The sequence below is a fragment of the Sphingobacterium nematocida genome (genome assembly GCF_900168125.1).
Lineage (GTDB): Bacteria > Bacteroidota > Bacteroidia > Sphingobacteriales > Sphingobacteriaceae > Sphingobacterium > Sphingobacterium nematocida.
The window spans coordinates 279073-304877 of record NZ_FUZF01000001.1; the positions used below are offsets into that span (position 1 = coordinate 279073).

19 protein-coding genes are annotated in these 25805 nt (G+C 43.0%); all 19 read right to left on the reverse strand.

Features of this window, described 5'->3' with window-relative positions:
- Positions 1-79 precede the first annotated feature (79 nt).
- The 19 genes from B5X76_RS01225 to B5X76_RS01315 all read right to left on the reverse strand — a co-directional run bounded on the left by B5X76_RS01225 (position 80) and on the right by B5X76_RS01315 (position 25693).
- Complete coding sequence (locus B5X76_RS01225; protein WP_079640606.1) at positions 80-1420, reverse strand: TlpA disulfide reductase family protein; 1341 nt, start codon at positions 1418-1420, stop codon at positions 80-82.
- A 16-nt stretch (positions 1421-1436) separates the two neighbouring features.
- The gene (locus B5X76_RS01230; RefSeq protein ID WP_079640607.1) at positions 1437-2738 is read right to left on the reverse strand and encodes a TlpA family protein disulfide reductase; all 1302 of its coding nucleotides are present in this window, start codon (positions 2736-2738) and stop codon (positions 1437-1439) included.
- 65 nt (positions 2739-2803) lie between these two features.
- A complete protein-coding gene (locus tag B5X76_RS01235) occupies positions 2804-3886 on the reverse strand; it encodes a TlpA disulfide reductase family protein (protein WP_079640608.1) in 1083 nt (360 codons plus the stop codon).
- 67 nt (positions 3887-3953) lie between these two features.
- Positions 3954-5408 (reverse strand): RagB/SusD family nutrient uptake outer membrane protein, encoded by a 1455-nt coding sequence (locus B5X76_RS01240; protein WP_079640609.1) that lies wholly within the window; start codon positions 5406-5408, stop codon positions 3954-3956.
- A 20-nt stretch (positions 5409-5428) separates the two neighbouring features.
- Entirely contained in the window at positions 5429-9019 is a 3591-nt protein-coding gene (locus tag B5X76_RS01245) for a SusC/RagA family TonB-linked outer membrane protein (protein ID WP_079640610.1), read from the reverse strand.
- A gap of 282 nt (positions 9020-9301) precedes the next feature.
- On the reverse strand, positions 9302-10426 hold the full coding sequence (locus B5X76_RS01250; protein WP_079640611.1) for a FecR family protein: 1125 nt from the start codon (positions 10424-10426) through the stop codon (positions 9302-9304).
- 347 nt (positions 10427-10773) lie between these two features.
- Positions 10774-11670: a 3-hydroxyacyl-CoA dehydrogenase gene (locus B5X76_RS01255; protein WP_079640612.1), complete on the reverse strand. Its 897-nt coding sequence runs from the start codon at positions 11668-11670 to the stop codon at positions 10774-10776.
- A 10-nt stretch (positions 11671-11680) separates the two neighbouring features.
- The gene (locus tag B5X76_RS01260; RefSeq protein WP_079640613.1) at positions 11681-12055 is read right to left on the reverse strand and encodes a DUF1304 domain-containing protein; all 375 of its coding nucleotides are present in this window, start codon (positions 12053-12055) and stop codon (positions 11681-11683) included.
- A gap of 33 nt (positions 12056-12088) precedes the next feature.
- The gene (locus B5X76_RS01265) at positions 12089-12718 is read right to left on the reverse strand and encodes an RNA polymerase sigma factor (RefSeq protein WP_079640614.1); all 630 of its coding nucleotides are present in this window, start codon (positions 12716-12718) and stop codon (positions 12089-12091) included.
- Between the two features lie 182 nt (positions 12719-12900).
- Positions 12901-13506 (reverse strand): HEAT repeat domain-containing protein, encoded by a 606-nt coding sequence (locus B5X76_RS01270; RefSeq protein ID WP_079640615.1) that lies wholly within the window; start codon positions 13504-13506, stop codon positions 12901-12903.
- Positions 13507-13650: 144 nt separating this feature from the next.
- Positions 13651-13917: a hypothetical protein gene (locus tag B5X76_RS01275; protein ID WP_079640616.1), complete on the reverse strand. Its 267-nt coding sequence runs from the start codon at positions 13915-13917 to the stop codon at positions 13651-13653.
- 17 nt (positions 13918-13934) lie between these two features.
- Positions 13935-15095, reverse strand: a complete 1161-nt coding sequence (locus B5X76_RS01280; protein WP_079640617.1) for a TlpA disulfide reductase family protein — start codon at positions 15093-15095, stop codon at positions 13935-13937.
- A 166-nt stretch (positions 15096-15261) separates the two neighbouring features.
- The gene (locus tag B5X76_RS01285) at positions 15262-16758 is read right to left on the reverse strand and encodes a TlpA family protein disulfide reductase (protein ID WP_079640618.1); all 1497 of its coding nucleotides are present in this window, start codon (positions 16756-16758) and stop codon (positions 15262-15264) included.
- Positions 16759-16762: 4 nt separating this feature from the next.
- A complete protein-coding gene (locus B5X76_RS01290; RefSeq protein WP_079640619.1) occupies positions 16763-18199 on the reverse strand; it encodes a PKD-like family lipoprotein in 1437 nt (478 codons plus the stop codon).
- 11 nt (positions 18200-18210) lie between these two features.
- Complete coding sequence (locus tag B5X76_RS01295) at positions 18211-18924, reverse strand: DUF4843 domain-containing protein (RefSeq protein WP_176140961.1); 714 nt, start codon at positions 18922-18924, stop codon at positions 18211-18213.
- Positions 18925-18928: 4 nt separating this feature from the next.
- A complete protein-coding gene (locus B5X76_RS01300) occupies positions 18929-20353 on the reverse strand; it encodes a RagB/SusD family nutrient uptake outer membrane protein (protein ID WP_079640621.1) in 1425 nt (474 codons plus the stop codon).
- 12 nt (positions 20354-20365) lie between these two features.
- Positions 20366-23608: a SusC/RagA family TonB-linked outer membrane protein gene (locus tag B5X76_RS01305; RefSeq protein WP_176140962.1), complete on the reverse strand. Its 3243-nt coding sequence runs from the start codon at positions 23606-23608 to the stop codon at positions 20366-20368.
- 159 nt (positions 23609-23767) lie between these two features.
- Positions 23768-24997, reverse strand: a complete 1230-nt coding sequence (locus B5X76_RS01310; RefSeq protein ID WP_079640623.1) for a FecR family protein — start codon at positions 24995-24997, stop codon at positions 23768-23770.
- A gap of 96 nt (positions 24998-25093) precedes the next feature.
- Positions 25094-25693, reverse strand: a complete 600-nt coding sequence (locus B5X76_RS01315) for an RNA polymerase sigma factor (RefSeq protein ID WP_079640624.1) — start codon at positions 25691-25693, stop codon at positions 25094-25096.
- Between the last annotated feature and the right edge of the window lie 112 nt (positions 25694-25805).

Consider the following 25805-nt stretch of genomic DNA (forward strand, 5'->3'; position numbering starts at 1 on the left):
CATTATTCGCCTTTGCGCGCCATCTCTACCATCTGTACCAATTCTTCGGCTGCAGCCTCGGCCGTACCGTGAAAACCCTCTACCTTAAAACGCGGATATTCCCTTGCGGATCGATCACAAATTTGGCAGGGATTCCAGTTACTCCAAAAGCAGTTACCGCAGGCGGTACTTTCGTGACCGGATCCTTCACGTCCATATACAAGTCGAAATTATAATTACGCTTGCTCAGGAAATTTTTGGCATCCGTAAGAGGATCTGCTACATTTTCCCAGGTATGAATAAAGAGAAATTCGACGGTCTGATCATCTGCAAATCGGTCTACGGCCAACTGCATTGCCGGGAAAGAGGCAACACATGGCCCACACCAGGTCGCCCAAAAGTCCAGAACAATAGTCTTACCTTTAAAATCAGTCAACGAAACTCCCTTTCCATTTACATCGGTCACCCTGAAATCCGGGGCCTGTTCCTTGACAAGCAACTTGGCTACCTCCCCTTTAATTTTATCCACAAAAACCTGTCTCAGTTCAGCGATATAAGCATCGGCATCCTTTCCCGGATTTAAACTGCTATACCCTTTTTTGACCAGCTCAATATACTCTTTATCATACTTACCGCCCTTGATTGCGTCCGAGAGAACAGGCAACGATTCTTTGTATTGTCCTTTTAGACCAGACAGGAAAGCGTAATTTTCGATCAATGTTAAATCGTCGCGCCCCTCCATCGCATCATAAGCCTCTCGAGTGTAGGGATACGCTTCTTCATATCTACCTGCTTTAAACAATAATTTGGCATAGGCAGTGATGAACTCTCTGTATGCCGATCTTGGATCAATTTTCAGTGCAGCACTAGGTTGTGTCTGCCCCTTCAATTGAAGCACTTTGGGCAATTCTTTTGTAGCTAGCGATAAAGCCATTTCGCTATCCAAGGGATCTATCAATTCTAACATCAGCGATAGGCCGTATACTTGATATACCGGATCCTGCATTAGATTGATATACTGCATAGCCTTTTCAACATCTGGAACTTCGGCGTAGTTAAGTGCTGCCAAATTCTTCTCCAGATCAAGATTAATGTCAGGATAGTCCTTCATCATTTTCTGTACCAAAGCCTCGACATCCGTGGGCTCCGACAAGGGAAGAAATAGCTGCATTCTGGACATTTGAGCAGGAAAGCTTTCGGGGTATTTGTTACGTAATTTTTCTCCTATCTGCTCTTTATTAGCTTTATCTTTTTCGTAGTACTGAATCAATACCTGTAAGTCATCAGCCGAACCATTTTCGAGTTCCTTAATCTTTTTAACCCGTATGGATTTGTCCTTTTCATTTTTCAAAGCCTCCAACTTCTGATTTCCAAGTTCGTTTTCTTGCGCGTAGCCACTCCACGATAGGAGCAGCAGTAAAACCCAAACTATATTTTTCATATGCAAATAATTATTTCTATTCTCCCATAGCAGCAGATACTGCACGGGCTTTAGTGATTTCGACCATCGCTTTCAATTTGTAATACTCCCTATCGGTGGAGCCGGCATAACCAGCGGCGTAAAAACGAATATTTCCCGAAGGATCGAAAATAATTTTCGTAGGTGTGCCCTGCACATTGTACGCTAGGTTCTCTTCATCCCGGAGTACATCCAATGTAATCCCCTTTTGCGCCACATAAGCTTTGACGGTACGGTCTGTCTCGAAGAGATTGATAACAAAAAGCTGAAGGTCGGCTTTATTGTAATCGGCCACCACACGTTCAAAGCCTGTAAATGCAGCTACGCAAGGCGTACATAATGTCGTCCAGAAATCAACAACCAAGATCTTTCCGGTATGATCTGCCAAGCGAACGGGCTCGCCTTTCAGGTTTTCTAAGGTAATTTCCTGAACCGGTTTCTTTCCTTCGAACAAGGTCATCATTTCGGTCGGATCATCCGGACTAGGCAACTCTCCTTTCATTTTCTGTTGAGGCGAAGCGATATATAGCTTTTCGACCTCTTGATAATAGTGCTGGTAAGCTTCTTTTTGTAAGGCGATAAGATAGGTTTCAAAGCCCTGATCCGAACCTTTAGTCTTCTTATAAGCTTCTTTGAAAGTATCCAACATATATGGATTAGAATCCGCATCTTTAAAGGCTTTAGTCAATAATTCAAATGCGTCTTTATCTTTTCCCTCAGCCAGAAGAACCATCGCGTAGCGATTTATATAGTTTGACTTACTATCTTTAAAATATGGAATATCCCGCATCGCCACATCTGCCTCCGAAGATAATTTACCCATCATCTCCTTAGCACGGGCCACATTCCCTAATTTTGCATTTGCTGCCGCATTCAGTTCTTTCATTACCGGTGCCCTACCTAGTAGATCATCGAGCGTCCCTTTTTCAATCTCTTCAAGCAACTCTTTGGATATGGTTTCTACAGATTTATAATCTTTACCTTCATCGAATAGCTTTTCCAAAGCATTAACCAAATAAAGGTATTGTCGTCCAGAAAACTCCGGGTTGGTGGATTTATAATACCGGTATCGTTCTACATTACCTTTATTCAACCAAGCAAATGTAAGCTCGCCCCTGAAATCATTTGTTACGGAAGTGCTATGTTGCTCGGGGCTCAGCTCTTTGAGCATCGCCTTATATTTTGCCTCCTGATCTTCTACTTTCTCGATCAGCATAAAATCATTAAAGCTATATTTAGCCCCCTGCTGCTGTGCCAACACATTGGTCGATAGCAACAATAGGAATAGTATCTTTTTCATTGTTATTAAAATAAGGTTCTGTTATTTGTCTAATATTTTTATTCAGTTATGCAGTACCACCGTAATTAATTCGCCAGCAACTGTTCCAACTTATCGTGCAATGCTTTCTCTCGGAGGTCCTTTCCTACTATAAATCCATTGGGATCGACCAGTACATTGGCCGGAATACTGGATATATCGTACATGATGCTCACCTCGCTTTTATTTGCTTTGAAATCGCATACCTGTGTCCAAGGCAGTTTATCCTCCTCGATGGCCTTTAACCAAAGGTCCTTCTTGGTATCGAGGGATACTGCGAGAACCGTAAAGTTTTTGTCTTTATATTTTTCGTAAGCAGCCACGAGATTCGGGTTTTCGGCGCGGCAAGGTCCGCACCAGCTGGCCCAAAAATCGACCAGTACATAACCGCCGCGGTAAGATGCCAGCGACACCGGATTTCCGTCGACATCATTCAGCGTAAATTCAGGCGCCAAAACCGTACCTGACACCGCTATCTTTGCCTGCTCCAGCTTACCTATCCAACCTAAAACTTTTTCCGATTGCTGCATTCTTTTACTCAAGCTATTATACATAGGCTCCACCAGCTCAGGATTGATGGAACTCTGGGTAAACAGGTCCATCAAATCTACACTCACATAACTATCTGGATGCGTGCTAACAAACTCGGAAATTGTCTCTGCGAAAAACTCCATCCCCCCCATTTTATCCGATTGCTCTTTCATTTTGCGTGAAGTCAGCTTATCATATGCACGCCAGGATTGCTGTTCCTTACCACCACCAGCATAAGACGCCTTGCCTGCTGTATCAAAGGTCACCTTGATATTGCCATCGAGGTAAAATAGCCCCACATTCTTCATATTGTCTGCTTCACTGTCGCGTCTTCTCCCCGCGCCTTCTGGACGAGGCTCTATCAAATTCAGTTCTGCGAGCTGTGGTCTTGCTATCGCACCCTTGAATTCAAACTTACCCGATTTGACTGTAGCGGTATCTGCACGGTACTCACCTCCTTTGTCATCCGGTGGATAAGAAAGCACAGCCATGACTGCTTTACTCGTATTAGACACCTTCCCTTTAATGTTGTATTTGGTTTGCGCATGCAGTGTTATTGAAAGAAAAACTGCACCAATCAAAAATATAGATTTCATCATGCTCTTAATTTATAAAATGACTATCTGCTAACAGACATAGCGCCTACAGCAGATAGTCAGGTTGTTTTTACTGATTCTCTACAAGCCCATCATTCTCGGACAGCATACGCTCTCCAAATTTCAAAGCAAATCTCTCGGGCCTCAGTGTGTACGTATGTACCACGTTGCCCTCTTCATTGTAAATATTGTGCTTGTAAGTCAGCGTATGCTTAAAGATTGGGTCTACCGACAATCTCCTCATATCTAACCATCTTAAGCCTGTCAAAGGAAACTCGCGGATACGTTCATCTAGAATAAATTTGACCAGCGCATTTTGATCCGAAGCGATGTTAGCAGGTACTTCTATATCGTCTGACATACGCTTGGCGCGTAGGTATTCCACATCACTAGCTGCGCCATTGAGGTCGCCCGCACGTGCTTTAAGCTCTGCACGCATCAGGTATAGATCTGGCACCGAAGGGCCCGCATTAGAACTAAATCCAGGGTAACGACGCATTCCCTTCGGAAAAATATAACTTCCAAACAATTCGGTATCCGAATAAAGTGCAAGGCGCTTATCCGACTCATTATACAGCGCTGCTGTCTCTGGAGATATCACAACCGCATTGGCAGATGCATAATGAAACGTATTGACCACGACATTGTAAAGTATCTCGGTATTATTTGCGTCCAACGGCTTGTTGGAAGGTCCAAAGCCAAAGTCCATATCTGCCCCCCATTCACCACCTGGTGCTAACACATCGTTGTAATCGTACAGGGCAAGGGCGATATTAGCTTTGTCCAATTCGGCAAATACGTTATCAATGTGTTTACGCGCGTCCTCAAACTGCCCCATATACAAATAGACACGTCCTAAGAAAAATTCGGCAGCCGCTTTGGAGAACTTACGGCGATGCTTTACTGGCCCCAGATCAGGAATCGCTTCCGTTAGATCTCTTATGACAAAGTCATAGCTCTCTTGAATCGTCACGCGTTCAAATTTACGCTGCGTAACATCGGCCGCTGTGATCAAAGGTATACCCAATAGCTGTGATGCAGTAGCAGGGTCATAAGGCAAGGAAAAATCGTTAAGAAACATGAGGTTACAGAGTGCTCGTCCCACTCTAGCCTGCGCAAGAATATTGCTTTTCTGCTCTTCGGTGCCCCCCTGAGATTCCATTACTTCGTTGATCACTTTGTTAAACAGGTATAACCTGTTGACATAAGATCCCGCATCGGTAATCTCAACCGGCAACTCGTCGGGTTGGTATACTCGGTCTTCGTGCCGAAATAGGCGTTGCAATCGACGGCCAACACCGTCAAAGAACTTTTCTTGCAAACCTACCTCATCGCCTTGGTAAGCAGAGGCCATAAATGCGATCATAATGTCAGAGGCATTTAAGATCTGGTCATAGTCCATTGTATTTTTTGCAATAAGATATCCCTTTGGCTCGATTTCCAAAAAGCTCTTCTTACAGGAATTAAGACCAACAAAAAATACGCTTGCGAATACGACTAGAAGGTATTTAGTTATAGTTTTCATAATCTGATAATATGTCTAAATTAAAGTGTAACATGGGCTCCAAAAGTGAATTGGCCTTGCCCAAAACGCATCTCTCTACCTCCGTGTGGATGGTGAAACTCTGGATCTATACCCAACTTGTTCGCTTTCCACAACATGATATTGTTGACCTGAAATCTAAAGCTCAGCGCTTTGGCCCCTAATCTTTTCATGGCATTATCGGGCAGATTATACTGCACACTTATATCTCTTAGTTTAATGTAAGACGCATTGAAAATATTGGTATTGGCATAGTGGTAATACAAAGGTTCACGGCTATTCGTTTCGTCGTTGCTACCGGAGTATCTTGGGATATCAGTATGTTTTTCATCACCTTCTTGTTTCCAGCGATTCACAAACTCTGGATGAGCATTATTGCCATATAAGACACCGGCCCAAAATAAATTACCATCCCTAAACATCTTGTGTCCGGCGTTGTAACTGATATTGAATGACAACTGTATGTTTTTGTATATAAAACTATTGGACAGACCACCACTCCATACCGGTTGATAAGTCCCCATGTACAACATATCATCCGGCGTACTTACATCAATATCCGAAGACACGGTACCATTCTGAAGATTAATCTGCGGATCCCCTGTTGCATTAAGCCCAGCATAATTGTAACCAAACATCACAAAAGACGGATATCCCACCAAGAAACTTTCCTCAATCAGTTGCCCACCCGTAGAGAACGGGGTAACCCGCGCTAGTTTGGTAATCTTATTTTTATTATACCCCACTGTCAGACCAGAACTCCAAAAGAAGTCTTTACCGATAATATTCATTGTATTTAAACTGATATCGATACCCTTATTTTGCATGTCACCAAAATTTCCGGTTACGCCAGGAAAACCGGTAAGCGGTGCGGTGTTCAGCACCCCAATAAGATCCTGCGTATTTTTGATATATCCATCTATAGATCCAGATAACCTGGACGACCACAAACTAAAATCAATACCCGCATTATATACTTTGGTCGATTCCCAAGTCAATTTATCATTAGCCGGAGTGCTAATTATCAAACCTAAGCCCGATTCATAGTTGGGATCCATTTGTGCACTCAAAATATCTTTTGAAGCAGCAGCGCCCGGTCTTGGCGCATTGCCAGTGACTCCATACGTAGCCCTTAGATCCAGACTACTAATCCATTCTGTTGATTGCAAAAACTGCTCCCTGCCCATCGCCCATTTACCACCGATGCTGTATACCGGTCTATTTTGTGCCGATTTGTTCATACCGAAGAGATTACTTTGGTCGATACGCCAGCTCGCGTTAACGGTATATTTACGCAAGTAGGAATAGTTGACATTAGAGTAGTACGACGTCGTTCTACTAATAACACCTTCGCCTCCAGATATGTTATTACCTAATCTACGAGTCCCCCCTGTAACGGTTCCCGTCACTCCCAAACCTAGTGTCTGGTAATCAACAGGTCGTGCTACCTGAAGCTGATCGTCCCAACCTCTATAGATGGTGCGTGTAGACATAGGAGTCGTACTGGTAGCTTCCTGACCAGCCAAAAATGTAAGCTGATGCACGCCTTGCCAGTCACGATCGTAAATTAACTGGTTACGCACGGTCCAATTCTTGACGAGTGAATTGCTTTCTGTCAGTCTTCCTCCATCCTTAGGCACGAAATAAATCGGCGTACTGTTCAGGTTAGGCGCCTGTGTATACGTCATCACTTCGTTGCGAACGGTATAACTGTCCTCATTAAGTATAGCGCGATTGTTTGTAGAGGACACGTTGTAACCGTAAGTACCTTCAAAGCGAAGACCTTTGTACAAGTTGATCCGGCCACCTCCCACGATTCTCGCAGAAATCCCCGTACCATTGCTATGGCCCCTATTGATTTCGTCCAATGGCACATAATCCAGATTAATCCGACTTCTCCCTTGATAATCCAATCTTTGCGAATCACTGAGTCCGCCCATGTAATGAACCGGTAATGGCTTTCCGTTTTCATCTGCTAACAACTGATAAGGTACTGTAGCTGGCGAAATAGGCGTATAGCCCAGCGTATTTTGGCTGGTCAGGGTTCTTAAATTAGTTGAAGCCGTATTGGTAGTACCCACATCTGAGACAAGATATAGACGTACGTTCTTTCCTAGATCGAGGTCTTGACGCAGGTTTATCTTGAATCGGTTATCCTTATCGCCCGGTGTATCATTCTTCATACCGATGTAGTTTACCGATCCGTAAAAAGTATGTTTGCTTCCGCCTCCGGAAACAGAAACCGTATGATTCGACGTCGTCGAATTGCGATAGATATAATTGGAGATCTGGTCGAAGTTATCTACCCTCGCCAGGCTATCGAGTTTGGCGTCGACCTGCGCCTGTGTCATCAACCCTCGCTCGACCGCATATTGCAGATTAAGATGTGGGGGTGTTGCAGAGACACTCTCTACACTGCTCCATGGATTGTATTGTTGAAACAAAGGAAATATTTCTCTCGCAGTCTGTATAAACTCCCGACTATTCATCCGATTCAAGTAGCCTCTGTCTGGGCGTCCCTGTACATTATAATAGCCGTCGTAGTCAATCTGTAATTTTTGATTTGCCCTTCCCTTTTTTGTTGTGATTACGATAACACCATTCGCAGCTTTTGCACCCCAAATAGACGCAGAACTAGCGTCCTTTAAGACGGTAATATCTTCCACATCCTGCATATTTACACTTTCGATATCGACGCCCTGAAGCTCCACCCCGTCTACAACCACAAGTGGTGCTCTCGTTGAGTTGATCGAAGTAAGACCTCGAATCAGTAAAGGTTCGGCCGTGACGCCATTATTCACGGTCAATCCCGGCACCAATCCGTCCAACCGCTGCAGTACATTCACGCTGGAAGAGCGATTTTTCATAATATTGACATTGGGCTTCGAAAAGGAACCCGCACTGCGCTCACGCGAAAGATTCTGGTAACCTGTAGAGTAGCTTACCTCCACCTCCTCGACATCACTGCTCAGCATTTCCAACCGGATATCACCCAAGTTGGGTGCTGCTTTTACCTCTCTACGGTAGTAGCCCACATAGGAGATCTGGATAGTGGCATTCTCGGCGACCTGCTGCAATATAAACCGTCCATTCTCATCGGTAATGATGTCATTGCCCCCGCCTTTGACTCGGATCGTCGCACCGACCAACGGATTACCTTCTTCGTCGACCACACGACCACGGACGTCGATATTTAGTATGGCTGCTCCCGCCGCGTCACCCGATGAGGGCTGTTCGTTCTTGCGGATGGAAATGATCTTCCCTTCAATGCTGTATGTAAAAGGCAGGCCTCTTAGCACGCTTTTTAGGGCGGCATCTATACTTGCATTTGTTAAAGCAACATCAATCACCTTGTCTTTGGGTAGACTCTTTCCATCAAAGAAGAAGTCATAACCGCTCTGCTCCCTGATTTCTTTCAGGGCAGATTCTATAGATACATTTCTTTTGGACAAGGTGATCTGCTGTCCGAATGTCGATGCACTGACCTGCATCAGGCTTGCGATCAATAGTATGGTGGTTAGTCGCATAATCAGCACGATTTTAGCATAGAGGCCTTTGTATACCTCTATATATTTGGCAAAGGTTTTATACATTTTATTGTCATAGTTTTTAAACAAGCCTAGCAGCCGACAAGAAGCCTCCCATTGTACATACGCACAATTTTCGCTAAGTTTGTTTAGTTTGGTAAGACGGCAATCCTTAGCTTTCGACGGATGAGGTTGCTGTCATAAATAGTTATAATTCCAAGCTGGACCAGGAGCATCTTATGCTTCTGGTTTATCGTTTATAGCAGTTATGTCTTCTCTCGCTTCATGCTCTTCAATTTTAGATTTAAAAATAGGGTTAGTTAGTTTTTTGTTTTTGCCGCTATAGAGCTAACGGATCACATGGATCGTACGCCCTTCTATCCGAAATCGTACCATGCCCGAAGATTCGATAGATTTAAGTACCTGCGATAGCGGTTTGCCCCTGGATATCCATCCCCCAGATTCCAGACCTTCGGGTACAGAACCGTCGTAGACGATATCGACATCATACCATCGGGCTATCTTGCGCATGGCCACTTTGAAATCGACATGGTTTAAGTAAAAATCGCCGTCTTTCCAATCGGTGATATTCTCTGTCTCGGTACGTACGATGCGAATATCCTTTCCGGTATTGATGGCCTGTTCTCCAGGTCGGACAAGGTGTTCTCCTTTTTCGGTCTTGATCTTAATAGAACCCTCCACCAGCGTAGTGCTCGTAACGGGTTCATCCAGATAGGCATTTACGTTGAAGCTGGTTCCCAAAACCTCGACTTGCTGCGTGCCTGTCCTTACAATAAAAGGTTTAGATCTATCTTTGGCCACTTCAAAATAAGCTTCTCCTACAAGCTTGACCCTACGCTGGCCCGCCTGGACCAGTTTGGGCGCATAGGTCAAACTCGACCCCGCGTTCAACCAGACCCGGGTACCATCCGGCAAGCGTACCTGATAGGTCTCCCCATTAGAAGTAGACAAGGTATTCTCTTTATTGACATCAGCACCGTTGCCCTTTAGTGCATAAATCAACTGCCCATCAGCTGATTTTGTAATGCTCACCCCGGATTCTTCGGCTATGGTGCCGCTCAAGGCATCGGACAGTCTTACCTTCTTGCCGTCGGCTAAGGTCAACGTAGCACCCTGTGCCCCTGGAGCTACATCCTGCACAAGACCGCTTGCAGACTCCAAACCAAGCTGTTTCTTATCGTAGTAGAAATAAAATCCAAATGCAATGACTAGGATAGCTGCCGCCACAGCGCCGATACGCTGCCAGCCTTTGAACCTACGGACAGGGATTATCACATCCGGCTGCAAACGATTCCAGATCTGTTCGCTGGTATCCTCCAATTCGGCTTCCGAAATCTGATCCAGATCCTTACTCCTTAATTGAAAAAGCCAGAGCTTGGCAATGCGCTCTTCCTCCTCATTGTAAGTGCCGGATTCTACTTTCTCTAAAATGGGTTTAATATCTTTTTGCATCGGGTCTGTAATCCTTAGTTAGTGTTAAGGCGTGCAACTATACCCAATTGGTGACAAGGAGAAAACTTTTTTTTGGATTATTTCAAAAACAACTCAAAAAACAAAATCAAGTAGGTATTTGACAAGGAGAAATAGTGCCACTAAAGGTAAAAATCACCGAAGAAATCGTAGATCTGGTTCAAATAGATTATGGTATCAAGACAGCAGCGCTAACTAGAAATGGTAATTCCCAGTGCCTCTTGAACTGACAATTACCATTTTATAAAGTTCATGTTTAACATATCAACTTTCGACCCTTATAACATTAAGGGTTGAAGGTTGAGATGTTGATGATAAGGCATCTTTAGTTACTTTAAGAAATCTTCTTCTTTATATTTTGGATTAGGATACTTATAAAATCCTTCACCTGTTGCAACGCCTAATTTACCTTGATCTATAAACTCCGATTTTAATTTTTCTACGATTTCAATCTTTACAGGGTCTTTAGTCGCGTCAGCGGCCATTTTGTTAATATTATAAGCAGTAGTAATACCTACTACATCCAATATTCCAAAGGGACCAAGCGGCGCTCCTGTAGCTACCATCCAAGTTTTATCAATCGTCTCAATATCCGCAATATCTCTTACCCACAAATCCATACCAGCACTTAGAAGCGGTACTAAGAGGGAATTTACAATATAACCGGGCTGTTCCTTATGCAAAGGCAAAGCCACCATTCCTATCTGTTTAGCAAATAGCAGCAAACTTTCAAATACCTCATCAGATGTACCTGCGTGCTTCATCACTTCTCCGGTATTATGTTTCCATATTTCATTCGCAAAATGAAGTGCAACAAATTTTTCCGGACGCCCTGTATACTCGGCAAACTGGCTAGGCAACATAGTCGATGAATTTGTTGCAAATACCGTTTTAGCGGGTGCCAATTTTGCTAATTTCTGATAGAAATCAATCTTAATCTCCGGGTTTTCAGGAACAGCTTCAATAACTAAATCGGCATCTTTTACAGCCTCTCCCAAATCCGAACTATAGGATAATCTTGCTTTGGTAGCTGCCAATTGTTCATCTGTAGCACCTAAGTCTCTTTTAAAAGCAGCACTTAAAATAGCAAACTTTGCTTTTGCCTTTTCTAAAACTTCATCATTAATATCGTAAACAGTTACATTAAAGTTATGAAAAGCTGTTTGAAAAGCGATTTGATAGCCTAATACACCGCTTCCGGCTATTGTTACATTTTTAAACTCCATACTTTTTGTTTTAAGAATTATAAGAAATCAATACACAAATCAGCGCAAGTATTGCGGGTAGCCCTTGTTTTAAAAGGATACTTTTAGAAGAGGTTATACCTCCATAAAGTGCTGCAACAATCACGCATCCTAGAAAGAATACACGGATATTAAAACTCCATTCTGGGTTTTCGATAAAAAAAGACCATATCAGACCCGCCGCTAAAAATCCATTGTACAAACCTTGATTAGCCGCTAAGCCTTTGGTTGCCTTAAACAGTTCTTCCGGTAAAGCACCTTTAAAAGTCTTTTTGCCAACCGTTTCCCAAGCGAACATCTCCATCCAAAGAATATACAAATGTTCAAGAGCTACAATTCCCGTTAATATTAAGCTTAAAGTTTCCATATTTTAAATCGCCATAACTTCTAACATACTTTCCTAACCTAAGAAACAATATAAAAGGACAACTTGTTTTACAATATAAAAAAAAAATCTGTTCATGATGTAGACCACATAGATGAGCATCCCAAGATTATCTCTAAGCTTTTTTGCGGCTCTTTTCAAATGCGTATTTACGGTGTTTTCAGAGATATTCAGTTGCTCGGCGATCTCCTTAGCACTGAGATACTGTTCAAAGCGAAGTAGATATACCTCTTTCATCTTTTGCGGCATAGCATCGATCTCTTGCCGGATCATCTGGGCAATGTCTTTTTCGCGAATCAGATAGTCGGTCTCCGTGCTATCAATATCAATATAATGATCTCCCTGTTCAATATATTTACGGATTACGGACTGGTGTCTAAAGATATCAAAGATCTTATTGAGTACTGATTTGTAAAGAAAGCTAGAAACCGAGGAATTGATAGCAAAACGGGTCCTATTGTTAAGGAGCCAGGCAAATACATCCTGCACAACATCCTTGGCCTCTTCTTTGTTGCGGAGCTTATTGTAGGCGAATAAATAAAGCAGCTTATTGTACCTATCGTAGATTTCTTTGAATGCACGATCATCTGCTGACCGTACAAGATCAGCCAACTCTATATCACTATATGATGTGTAATCGGTCATTGGCAAAAAAATGGACCGCAAGTTAGCTAAAAAATATTATTCTACCGCCAATCCTTACGGTCTAAGCACTTCTTATTTTCTCAACATTTCTATTCATAATATGCCTTACGACATAACGATAAACAAGCTGTTTCAAAACTCCTAATTTCTGTTGGTGTTTTTCATAGAAAGAATCCGGTGAATCAGCCTTTTTTAAGCACACACCTATGTGTAAAAGCAATTTTCTTATTCTCCAAATTCCATCTGGATATTTCCTTATTGATGAGTTGCATATGCTTTTTACCTATATCACGCAATGCATTACCGACAGACTTACGGAGATACGCACTGTCGCTAGCTTTATGCTGACTTATCAACTTTATGGCGACTTCAGGATTAGTCTTAAAATATGGGCGTGAAGTCCATATACGCAATCCCTCTGTCACTGCCCTGCAGACATTTGGATCTTTATCTTTAAGCCAGGACAGGATTTCAGGTAGAGCTTTTTCGTATCCTATATCCTTGCAATACTGATCAAAAGACTTTGCAACAATTTCCTGCACTTGCCAACTCTGGTCTGATCGAGCGGTTTCTTTCAACACAGGTAGTACGGTGGCGTCTTTGCATGCAATAAATCCTAAAACAAACACCCCACAAGCCCTTACTTGGTAAAGATTATGGTTAAGCAGACTTAACGCTTTTTCTTTCGAATGAAATACACCTTGCTGTTCAACTATTTTTCGAGCTTCAATCTCAAACGTTTTAAAACCATGTTCAACAGCGGCCAACGCCGCAATATTTACATCCATATATCTAAATATCAGTCTGTATACGCAAAATACACTTTTTTTGGTAGATCGTCTTTTTAAACTAATCACAAAAAAGTCCGTTACCCTCTCTTAGAGAAGTAACGGGCTTTAGTTCATATTAATACCTGTGATAAATACTCTATACTAATTAGCTATCAAGAGTCGAAGTGACTCTACGGGTATCGTATTCTTGATAACCATCTGTACACTGGGATTCATATCACTATGTAATAAGGTGCGGGTGTTGGACACCGTGCCAACGATATTACCAAACTGGTCCATTACCGAACCTCCGCTGGAGCCCGTTGCATAGCCGGCAGAGATCGACATCACGTTTCTCAAATCTTCGGGACACACAATGATTTCATTAGAATTTACGACCAATCGATTTGATAAATTTAGAAACAACATGTGGAAGTTCTGAAAAACTAATTTAATTTTCCAAATACACGCTCCAGTTCTTTATGGAGATGTTCACCACGCAGTCCGGATGCTATTATCTTTCCTGATGGATCGATCAAAAAGTTAGCTGGAATGGCCTTGATTAGATACGATTGGCTCGCCGAATTGTTCCAGCCTTTTAAATCCGAAACCTGCGTCCACGGAAGCCCGTCTTGTTCTACTGCTTTTAGCCACGCTTCTCGTTTATCATCGACAGAAACAGACAGCACCTCGAGGCCCTTTTTATGAAAATCGTTGTATGCTTTTACGACATGTGGGTTTTCAGCACGACATGGTACACACCAACTTGCCCAAAAATCCACGAATACATACTTGCCCTTGTAGTCAGAAAGCCTTACAACCTTTCCATCTTTGTCAGGTTGTTCAAAATCAATGGCCATCGCTCCTGGAGCTATCTTCAACCGGCTACGTTGTTCATTAATATCGGCATAGATGGTCTTTGCGAGGAAAGATGAACGGAGAACTGGATCCATTAGATCTAATTCGGCTTCAAACTTATCCAATCCAGCTTCATCCGGAGGAATAATCATGCTCTTATAACGTAGCGTAACAAAACTGTTCGGATTTGCCGCTATCCAATCGTTAATATCTTTCGTATAAAGTTCCAGCGCATTCTTATTTGCACTTGTTAAAGCTCGCATCTGAGCGGTATCACGGCGTTTTTCGGCTTCGATATACGCCTCCCTAATTTTATCTCTTCCGGATCGCTTCATAGCACCTTCAAACAAATCCTCATTTTCGTCATGAACTTTAGACCCCGTAATTTTCAAGTTCTTCACGTACTCGCGCGCAGACTTGTCCCAAGTGGCACTTAAATTAATCTTAGCATTCTCCAAAAATAATTTCATCGAAGCTGGATATTTACGTCCAGCTACATTGATATAAACATTTACCATACACGGCTCGTCTACCCTACCTCTGAACGTAAACTTACCGTCTTTCATTAGTACCGAATCGGTCTGCAATTCTTGATCTCTAACTATCGACGAGAGATAAACATATTGTTTGCATTTCTGTATACTGTCAATCTTCCCCTGGATTATGTAGCTTTCCTTTTTCCCTTTTTGCGTAAAACCCCAAAAGGGCAACAACAGCAAAGCTTGAATTATTATCAATTTGACTTTCATATGTAAATAATTTGATTTTTAATGGTCATATGGAATATCCAAAGTATTTTCATCGGTGTTTGTGCAGTTCTGCTACATGGATATTTCATACGTATTATTTTACCTTAAATCTTAATCTACAACTTCTCTATAACAAACAAGCATCTCTTACGAGATGCTTGTATATTTATCCCTTCCTTGCGAACTCAATCATCGCAGACAGCTCCTTTACAGCGGTCTCGTCATCACCCGCAAATCCCGATGTTTCAAAACGGATACGTCCCTGCGGATCAATGATTACTTTTGTAGGGATACCATCTACTTTGTACGCTTGCGCCACTGCACTCTCCTTCGTTGATGGATCACGCAGATCCATCAAGACCTCGAAACTGTACTTATTATCCGTGACGTATTTCTTCGCATTTGCAGTTGCATCCCCCGCCCCTCTCTCCCAAGTATGTAAGAATAAAAAACGTACATCTTTGTCGTCCTTGTATTGATTTACTGCTTTTTGCATTGCTGGAAAGGACGCCTTACAGGGGCCGCACCAGGTCGCCCAAAAATCGAGCACCACCACTTTCCCACGCAGATCCGCTAATCTTACAGTGTTGCCATCCACATCCTTCAATTCAAAGTCCGGCGCATCTTTCGAGACCAGCTTTTTCATCATCTCGGCTTCTTCGTTCGCGACTTTACGGTGGTCTAGCCCTGCTTTGAATGCCTCATATCCGTCCATAGAACCTCTACTATCGGAATAGCCATTTTGAAGCAATTCGGCGGTTACCACTCTTCGAGTACCTTTAATATAATCCTCTTCGAGATAAGGGAGTGCCTCCCCATATTTTTTATTTGCCAGCAGGGCATTTAAATAAGCTCCATCTATAATCTCCAAGTTAATCTGCTCGATAGGCTCTCTTCCCATCAGTTCCTGTCTAATCGCTGCAACGAGCTGTAAGCTTTCAGGTGCTCTATCTGCTCGGCCCAAAGCATCGGCATAACTACTGAGCGAGATATAATACCCTTGCTCAGCACGACGACGCCGTTCCTTTCGGATCTGTTCCGTGTCACCTTCCTCAGGTTTAGCGAGATCCGTACGATGGTAAGCAAGGCCATCCTCCAGAAATGGCAATGCCGCCTTTGGATTGCTCCTACTGAGAAAACGGGCACAGCCGGACAATACAGATGCTTTATTCAGACGGTTCCCGTTCCGGTCTGATGCCATATTGGTATACAAGGTCGCGTATTGCAGCATCTTTTCCACATTCCCCTCCTCGGCATACGCATTAGCCATGTCATACATCTCAAAACCTATCGTTGCATTAGGATATTGCTTTAATAAGGCTTGAAATTGAATATCACGTTCAGCAAGCGATTTCATCTGACTAATCACCTTGACCTTTTCCTGAATGGCTAGGTTGCTATTCGGAAAATCTTTTACAACCGATTGCTGAATGGCCGCTGTCTTTTCTTCGTTTCGCTGATCATAATAATACCAGTAAGCCAGCATTCTATCCTTTTCTTCTTTACTCCGCTCCAATTTTTTCAAACTGGATTGCAATGCCTTGGAATCTTTAATCTCTTTCAAAGCGGTAAGGCGCTCTTGTATAGTAGAACCCTTTTTCTCTTGGGCCTGCGCTACAAATAGTAGCGCGACTAAGCCCATTGTTATACTGATTTTCTTCATTGATTTACTTGTTGCTTATGTGTACAATATGGCCAAGATTACCAAATACCTTTTTTGGGGCTTCATCCACAAATTGACCTAAATCGTTTATATCAAAAAGGTTCATGTTGCCAGCAGTACCATCCCAGGTCGCTACCGCAAGCGTTCTACTCGTTTTCCGCTTTATCTCGATGTCAGTAATCGTGTGCGAGCTTGGGAAACTATAGAGTAACTCGGCCGCATTAGCCACTATATTGTATAAATAGATCTTATTACCTACTGCATAATACATATGTTGAAATAAGCCTGATGCTGTAAATAATTTTGCTTTGCTAAAATCAGGACATGCACTGTCCAGAACTTTTTGAAATAAACTTGGATCAACATTATTTATACCCGCCACGTAACGGCCTTCACTATCCTCCATGACACAATAAAATACCCCAGAATTATAGGTAGTTCTTCCCTTTTCCACCGCGATCATCGTCTTGCCCACATTTGACATATTCAATATACTCACTGTGCTGTTCGAACCGTTCGACGCAACAGTGAGCGCCCTTTCAAAAGCAGGAGCAACCAGAAAACGCTTATACTTGTTGTCGTAAAAGAAAGTACTGTAGGAAGTTGACGAAATGACTGCAGGAAACAGATCATAATCTCCACCAAGCCCAGGCGTATATGGTTTTAATATATCTTCTGGATAAAAGTCGCCCATACCAACATGGATTTCGCCCTTATTAATAAAATACTGATCAATACCACGTAATCCGCTATCCCAAGCTATCCCATCATACCCGTTCGGGGACATAAAAACTTCCTCACTCTTGCCTGTCAATTTAAATGTATTCGGATCAAAGCGGAATATTTCTGTTCCAGTAAAGCTGGCTATTGACGCATATTTGGCACGATAGGGTATTTGGGTATAAAATGTCGCCTTTAGATTTTCTGGGAATGTCAGGTTATTAGCCTGTCCTACCGGATCTGGAAATACCATATCGTCATCGCGTATAAATGCAAGTTTACCCTTACCACCTTGATTATGCGAAACCAGCCAGCCTTCGTAAAAAGCCCCATTTACATTTAAAAAGAGCTGCTTATTAAATTCTAACCCATTGTCTAAATCAGTTACCGTGTACTGAATATTATACTGTTGAGGCGGCAAATCAATAATCGTATCCAAATCCTTTTTATCGGACAAGATGTAGACAGCATCATTCGTTAATGCTTTCCAGCGATAGGCATACCGACCAGCCTTTCCCGATGTACCGGTTATAGTAACCGGAATATGTAATTTTTCCAGCTGTACAGCATCGTATTCACTCTTGTCCATAAGGATACTGATTTCACCAATCGGAGATCGACTAAAGTCCTGTTCAAATGAGGAACAGCCCTGTACAAGCAAAGCTATCAGGCCGAGGCGTAACCAGCCTATAGTGTGTTTTAAAAATTTATTTACTTTCATTGTTTGCTGAATTAAAAAGTTACACGCTGTCCAAACTCATCGATCAAAGGTCCGTTTGTCGTTTCATATTTTGCCAGCGCGTTTCGAAGGATAACAGGATAGGTATAGAACTCGTATGTGCCAAGAGCTTCTCTAGAAAAGTCCGAAATAAGGAGGGTACTGATCATAAATCGTATACGCGTGGTCGAGAATGAGCCAAAGTAATATTCTACGTCATCCCAATAAACCGGCCTTTCAGGCTTATTGGATACCCATACCTTATAAGAATTTATAGCTTTGGTACCACCGATCGCCTGTCCGGTACCACCTGGCAAAAAGTCATCCGAGGCAGCTACTTCAGCAACGATCCGTAACGCCTGTGTTTCCATTTTGGCTGTATTGATGAGTATCAGTGGGTAATTAACCGTGACAGAGTCTGCCGGTAACACCACCTCTGGCAAAAGAAAGTCTTGTCCCAACACAGCTGTGGTACCAACTCCGGGTTGAATCTTTATGGTTCTCGGGCGATTGTGCGTTCTGCCCTGGATCCGCATTTTGAGGTACAGGGTATCCCTTTCTTTTTTCACAGGGTCAAAAGCGAACGTATAACTGGTGGAATCAACATCGTACTCACCGATAAAAAATGAAATACGCTCTTCGCCCTCAAATAAGATTGTGTCCTGTTTCTTACAGGAAATCAATGCGAGCAGCAGTCCGGCAAAAATAAAATATTTTCTTGTTTTCATATGCTTATTGATAAGTAGGATTATACTCCAATTCCACATCTGGAATCGGCAATTTATAGATAGATAGTGGTACGTCAGCAGTCATGAACGGCATGCGTGTGATTGCTTTTCTCTTTAAGTAGAAAAAATACTGTCCCTCCGCATAAAACTCTTTATGATACTCCTTCTGGATTTCATTCTGTAGCTGTGTAGGAGTCACCGATCCATCTTCGGGAAGCTTACTGACTGCCCGAGCGAAACGTACTTTATTCAATTCTACCACCCCCGACTGGGTCGAGTTGGCAGCTTCTGCCAAGATATAATACATCTCGGAGATCCGAATTAAAGGAATAAGTTGGTCCGTTCGGTACGACGATGTCAATCCTTCTCCAGTGATGGGGGTATAGGTTTGCCAGAACTTGGAAGGAAATAATATACCCTGATCTTGTTCAAAGAGGTAGAGCTTCCTTACATCGGTAGTGGAGTTCTCATATAGGGTATTTATATTAGCCAAAGTACGGGTCAAGCCCCTTCCTGAAGAGATATAAAACCGGAAATAATTCTGGGTCCAGGTCAGGATATCCCGAGACCGAAGGGCAAAGACGAGCTCTGACATAAACAACCTATCTTTTGATCCGGCAGCAGCACTAACTCGCGTATTTGACACAAATGGAAACTCAGCGCCATCCACCACTTCCTGCGCAGCTTTAGCCGCTGCCGATTTATCTCCCATATACATATATACCCGAGCTGCTAACCCCTTGACACCGTAATAATTCATGCGTATACGGCGTGTATCCATATCCGTACCCTCTTGGAAAACAGGATCGACAGATTTGAGCAAATCTGCAGCTTCCATAATATCGTTCAAGACCATTCGGCATACTTCCTCCGAGGTACCAGGCACATTGGCAAAGGCATCCACCATAGTCTCGTATGGAATGGCTTTCTGTCCTTTTCCAGATTGGTAGTCAGAGCCAAATAAACGGAAAAGATCAAAATGAATATAAGCACGCAATGCCAATGCTTCTCCACGAATCAAATTATAGCCTCGGGAAGAAAGCGCCGATCGATTGGATTCGGTCTTTTCGATAATCTTGTTCAGTCCAGCTATAGCATTATACGAGCTGCTCCACACAGCGCTGAGGATATTTCGGACCTCATCGCTATTATAATTATACGAACGGGTCTCGTAATAAGGTGCTGTCGAACTGGATTGGGTATAATTCTGCGCCAAGGCTGATACAAAGCCCAAGGAAAGACGGTCTCCGTACATACTCTGCTTGCTCAATTGGGAATACACGCCGACCAAAGCCTGTTCAAACCCCGTTTCAGAAGCAAACATCTGCTCCTCGGCTACAGATGACTTGGGCTCCACATCCAGATACTTACTGCATCCAGCGAGAGACGCAACCGTCATTACTGCTACTAAAAATAGGTATATTTTCATAATCTCTTCTATTTAGAAACTCGCGCGAAGCGATAGTGAATAATTACGTGCGAATGGATTGTCCGTACCTCGTTCGAGCTGGATAGAACTCCACCATATCGGGTCATTTGTCAATGCAGTTATCGATAGCGAATTTATGCCCCAACGTTTTAGAAAGGCTTTGCCATAGAAATTATAACCCAATGATGCGGAGGTCAACTTCAGGTTATTGTCATCCTGAACAAACCTTGACGTAGCCTGTGTAGCGTTAACTGTGGACGTAATACGCTTGAACAAGGCGACGTCACCTGGTTTGGTCCATCCGAGCTCGTAGGCCCGGCGGTCTACATTATTTGCTACATTAACATTCTCTACACGATCCACCAATGTATAGTTGTATAACTTTCCACCATACTGGTAGTTAAAGATCAGATTAAATTCAAATCCTTTGTAAATCACGTTGGAACCGAAGTTGCCATTCCACTTGGGCTGTTGTACACCAACAGGCACCTTATCTCTAATATCCCAATCGTACGTTACAGTACCGTCCCGCTTCAAAAACATCTCGGTACCGGTAGCAGGATCTATTCCTAGCGAGCGCACCGCAAATATGGTATTCATCGACTGGCCTTCTTCCAACAGCACATTCGGGTAAATCTGACCTGCATTTGCCGTATTCAGATCTTCATTCGCCGTCTTCAATTTATTGGACAATTTCTTGAGTATGTTTTTATTCGTGAATCCATTTACATTGACAGACCACAGTATGCCTTTCGCTTTTTGATTGATAATGGCGTATCGCGCCGAAAACTCCATTCCTGTATTCTGGAGCTCACCTAAATTCTCCGAATAGCTACTAAACCCAGTGGAAGGGGCCAATGTAACCGAAGTCAAGGCGTTCTTGGTCTGGTCCCTATATACTTCCATACGGAGATCCAAACGTTCGTTGAGTAGCGACGCATCCATACCTACATTAAGCTTGTAGACGTTCTGCCAGCTCAGGTTGTAATTTCCTAAGTTGTTCAAGACAGCTCCGAGCTGGTCGTAGTAGGTAGAACCTACGCCAAAATTGTAACGGAATTGCGCACCATATGCTGGAATATTGAGCGATCCAGTGCTCCCATAATTGGCTCTTAACCGAAGTTTGTTAACGATTGGACTGTCTTTAAAAAAACGTTCGTTGTGTATATTCCATCCTAAACCCGCAGACCAGAATGTACCAAAGCGCCTGTCCGTACCAAACTGAGAGGAACCGTCTCTACGGATGGACAAATCCATTAGGTAACGATTGTCATAGCTGTAGTTACCCGAATACACAATACCTATATTACGGGTGGTGCTTTCATCGCCTGTAGGTCTGCCATTCGTCTGGTATTGATTGGCAAACAATAGGTTATCTAGACGGTCGTAAGGAAATCCTTCGGCAACGATCTGATAGAACTCATTGTTACTGCTTTTCGCATTGAAGCCCAGCATCGAAAAAATCTGACTTTTACCATGCTTCACATTGTAATTGGCTGTGGTCATACTTTCGTAACCAAATGCCTTTCCAGTACGCGCGGTATAAGATCCACGGCGGCTTGGCTCTGCTATAGAAGCAAATCTAGAGTCCTGGGCAGAGAAAAACTGATCGGAGCCATCGTTCTGTTTGGTAATACTGAAATTAGACTCTACAAATAATCCCGGCGTAATATCATATCGTGCCGAAAAATTATTGGTCACACCAAAGTATTCTGACTTATTTACGGAATGTAACGTGGTATTATACAGTGGGTTTATTGTGGTATAGGGCTCATACCAAGGATGATGAACGACATTTTCCAATAGTAAGGGAATATTGCCATCCGCATCATAAGGCGAGAAATAGGGATTGGCAGTGACATAATCACTGAAACTTCCATATGGGGATACATTGGCTTTATTCTGGAACACCCGCAAAGAGTTCATAAAGCGGAATTTATCGACATTGTAAGTGAGGTCGACCTGACCACTGTAGTTGTCCCTGTCCTGCCCCTTCATTACGCCCTCTTGGCGATCCGCGGTAAACTGCAGACCATACCTCAAAATCTCATCGCCTCCCTGAAGCCGTAGCGAAGAACGGTTGCTGCGTCCGATCTGTGTCGGAATCTTCAACCAGTCTGTATCTACGCCCTCTAACACATTTTTGAAGCGCGAATTATATAGAAAATCTTTAGACAACTGATTGATATTGACGGCTCCCTTATAAAATCCGGCTCGCTTCTCAAAGTCGAGCTTTTCCTTGGCGTTTAACAGATTATATACGCCTAATTCAGGTGTTGCTAATCTAAAGTCATTTGTAAAGGTGACCTGTACTTTTCCAGCCGCTGGCGGTATAGTGGTAATGACCATAACGCCGTTTGCTCCTCTAGAACCGTATATAGCGGTAGCCGAAGCATCTTTCAGCAGTGTAATCGACTTGATCAAATTCATATCGAGATCGACAACACGCTGCAGGTTGACCTGAAATCCATCCAATATAAAAAGTGGCTCATTGGGTTTGTTGGAAAGCTCTCCACTAAGGTTGGGGAAAGAGTTCTGTCCCCGCATCTGCACTTCGGGTAGGCGATTGATATCTCCACCAAACTGATTATTGGCCACCAATCTAAAGGCTGGATCTACTGCCGATATTGCAGCCAGTACCGAATTTGTATTAATTTTTTTGATTTCCTCGCCACTAATAGTTGTAGTGGCTCCGGTAAAGCTCTCGGCAGAGCGGTTAAATATACCCGTCACCACGACCTCGTCTATATCTTCGGAGGTGGGTGATAAGTGAATGACGTAATTATTCGCAGGAGTTAACGTAATTTTTCTCTTTTTAAACCCCAGGTAAGAGACCTCCAACTCTTTGGCGTATTCGGGCACTTGGATGACGAACCTACCGTTTATATCGGTATTGACCTTAATTCCCTTATCTGGAAAAGATAGCGATACGCCGGCCATCTCCCGATCCGTGTCTTCGCGGTGTACTACTCCGCTAATTCTGCGCATCTGGGCCTTCTGCTCGTCCATCAAAATGATACTGTTATTCTTAAAAACGTATACTACACCTGTGCGAACATTAAAATACTTGTCCAATACCTGATACAGTGGTTCATCTTTAAAATTTGCATCGATCTTTTTAAAGTGATCTATTTTGGAAGTTAAGGAGACAAAGTCAACTCCGCTCTGCTTCCGAAGTTCATTCAGAAGTTCATCTAGCGTAATGCCCTTCTTTTGGATCGTTATCTTTGGTTGCTGTCCAAAGACACTCGTCATGAAAATAATGCTGCAAAAAAACAGCAGGCAGCATCTATATCTGTTATTATAAAAAAATTGCTTCATAAACAATGTAAGAAAAGACTGGTTAGTTCTTTATATTTTAGGATTAAAAATTCTTGGTCTTTAAAACCATAGTTTTTACTTATTTGGTTAGTATCAATCTGTCAAGATCACCTCCTTTCCACGGAATTCGTATTTGATATCATAAGTCTGGGCCAACATATCCAATACATCTTTTAGACTCTTATTTCTAGATATTTGAGCGAGTATTTTCTTCGTTTCTTTGCCTCTATTATAGGTCACCTTTATACCATACCATCTTTCCAACTCATGGCAAGCATCATCCAAAGGGGTGTTCTTGAAATAAAACACATTGTTCAGCCAAGCTGAATTCATTTCCAAATCTGCTGCAGCTATGGAATAGTGCTGATCGACTGTGATCTGTTTGGATGGCTGCAAGCGGATAGGTAGCGGCGTAAGCCCAGACACCTGAATAGCCCCTTCGTATAGGGTAGTCACACTTTGTCTGTCCTGCGGGAATGCCCTGATGTTAAACTGGGTTCCTAACACTTGAACCATGTGTTCCTTCTTAAAGCGATCACCGTGGACATGCACATTGAATTTTCGGTTCTGCGCTTTGGCAACATCAAAGTAGGCCTCCCCCTTCAAGTACAAATCCATGTCTTGCTGCTGGGTATTAATAGGATAGCGCAATTCTGTGCCCGAATTGAGCGATACCAGCGTGCCATCAATCAGCCTAACGGAAAAACGCTTGCCGTACGGCACCTTGATCGTATGGTATAGTACCGTGCTGGAGATATGCTGAGCAGTGGTGTCTTGGAGCATGTAACTGATCTGGTTATCCCCACGTACGATATGGATGTTTTTCTCCACATCCACGAGTGCAGCAGCTTCCTCTCCTAAAAGATTGACCGTTCGATCATGCGAGAGAACCAATTGAATCTCCTCTGTTAATTCTTCGGAAGTCGTGTTCGGGGTCTGCGGTTCAAAAATCTCATTTACCTCTTGTACCAATTTCAACTCGGTGATCGCCGTAGGCAAGGCATCCCTAAAAAAGTATAACGGGATCGTCAGAAACAACAATACCGCAGCAGCATACCTCACTACCTGCAATACCCTGGTATAGCTGCGGATAGGTTTTAGTGGAGCCTCTTGAGCCATCTGCTTCTCTATCGCTGTCCAAACGGTATCCGCAGGCTCTAGCCTAACCTGTGCCTGCTGAAAAGCAGCAACGATCTTCGCTTCGATCTGCTCATTGTCTGTGTATTTCAATACGCGCAACAGCGCCTTTCGCTCTTCGGCAGTCGCTGTACGATCCAGACAACGCTGTATCAATAAGTCTATATAGCTATCGTTATAATTCATATGGCTTATAAAAAAAGTGGGATTAGACCGCTTCAAAACATCCAACCCTTTATTAGTATGACTTTGGGGTCTTTCCTTTTGGGGGGGTAGGAAAATTTATTTTTTTTGCAAATAGAATAAAATGAGAGCCAATGGCAGGTTTTTGAGCATTTCAGACATCGTAGACCTTATTTTTTTTACAGACTCGTCCAGGTTCCATTTCACGGTCTCGGCAGATACTTCGAGTATCTTTGCCACCTCTTTGCGAGAAAGCCCTTCGATCTTCACCAGCTGATACGTGATCCGTTGTTTGGGAGATAGGCTCTGTACTGCCTGTTCAAATGCCGTCTCCAGCTCCCTGTATTCGATATCATTATAGGTCTTAGGGGTCGCGAAGATATCGTGCAGAATAAGATCAAGCGGTTCTTGTGAGGGAGTCGACTTCTTAATCTTCGTCAAGAAGACATTCTTTGCCACCCGATAGATCCAGGCATCAAAATTATCGACTTCGACGAGTTTGCTTCTGTAGTTCCAAAGCCGGATAAAAGTATCCTGCAAGACTTCTTCAGCCATAAATTCGTCGTCACTCAAGTTAAAAACCGTAGAGTATATGGATGTTTTGTAAGCCTCAAAAATAGTACGATAGGCCTGTTCATCTCCATTAGAAACACGAAGTAATATTTCAGCTATCTCGTCTTTAGGGATGCGGCTATCCATGCTGTATTAGATCCTAATTTTGTATGTATGTTAGTCGTGATTAGAGCCTTCGCTCCGCTTTACTGTGCCTACAAATATATAAATAGATTTCAGAAGATTATCTATGTTATAA

Coding starts and splice junctions, on each gene's coding strand:
- B5X76_RS01225 (WP_079640606.1), bottom strand. CDS start 1,420: ATGAAAAATATAGTTTGGGTTTTACTGCTGCTCCTATCGTGGAGTGGC.
- B5X76_RS01230 (WP_079640607.1), bottom strand. CDS start 2,738: ATGAAAAAGATACTATTCCTATTGTTGCTATCGACCAATGTGTTGGCA.
- B5X76_RS01235 (WP_079640608.1), bottom strand. CDS start 3,886: ATGATGAAATCTATATTTTTGATTGGTGCAGTTTTTCTTTCAATAACA.
- B5X76_RS01240 (WP_079640609.1), bottom strand. CDS start 5,408: ATGAAAACTATAACTAAATACCTTCTAGTCGTATTCGCAAGCGTATTT.
- B5X76_RS01245 (WP_079640610.1), bottom strand. CDS start 9,019: ATGTATAAAACCTTTGCCAAATATATAGAGGTATACAAAGGCCTCTAT.
- B5X76_RS01250 (WP_079640611.1), bottom strand. CDS start 10,426: ATGCAAAAAGATATTAAACCCATTTTAGAGAAAGTAGAATCCGGCACT.
- B5X76_RS01255 (WP_079640612.1), bottom strand. CDS start 11,670: ATGGAGTTTAAAAATGTAACAATAGCCGGAAGCGGTGTATTAGGCTAT.
- B5X76_RS01260 (WP_079640613.1), bottom strand. CDS start 12,055: ATGGAAACTTTAAGCTTAATATTAACGGGAATTGTAGCTCTTGAACAT.
- B5X76_RS01265 (WP_079640614.1), bottom strand. CDS start 12,718: ATGACCGATTACACATCATATAGTGATATAGAGTTGGCTGATCTTGTA.
- B5X76_RS01270 (WP_079640615.1), bottom strand. CDS start 13,506: ATGGATGTAAATATTGCGGCGTTGGCCGCTGTTGAACATGGTTTTAAA.
- B5X76_RS01275 (WP_079640616.1), bottom strand. CDS start 13,917: ATGTTGTTTCTAAATTTATCAAATCGATTGGTCGTAAATTCTAATGAA.
- B5X76_RS01280 (WP_079640617.1), bottom strand. CDS start 15,095: ATGAAAGTCAAATTGATAATAATTCAAGCTTTGCTGTTGTTGCCCTTT.
- B5X76_RS01285 (WP_079640618.1), bottom strand. CDS start 16,758: ATGAAGAAAATCAGTATAACAATGGGCTTAGTCGCGCTACTATTTGTA.
- B5X76_RS01290 (WP_079640619.1), bottom strand. CDS start 18,199: ATGAAAGTAAATAAATTTTTAAAACACACTATAGGCTGGTTACGCCTC.
- B5X76_RS01295 (WP_176140961.1), bottom strand. CDS start 18,924: ATGAAAACAAGAAAATATTTTATTTTTGCCGGACTGCTGCTCGCATTG.
- B5X76_RS01300 (WP_079640621.1), bottom strand. CDS start 20,353: ATGAAAATATACCTATTTTTAGTAGCAGTAATGACGGTTGCGTCTCTC.
- B5X76_RS01305 (WP_176140962.1), bottom strand. CDS start 23,608: ATGACGAGTGTCTTTGGACAGCAACCAAAGATAACGATCCAAAAGAAG.
- B5X76_RS01310 (WP_079640623.1), bottom strand. CDS start 24,997: ATGAATTATAACGATAGCTATATAGACTTATTGATACAGCGTTGTCTG.
- B5X76_RS01315 (WP_079640624.1), bottom strand. CDS start 25,693: ATGGATAGCCGCATCCCTAAAGACGAGATAGCTGAAATATTACTTCGT.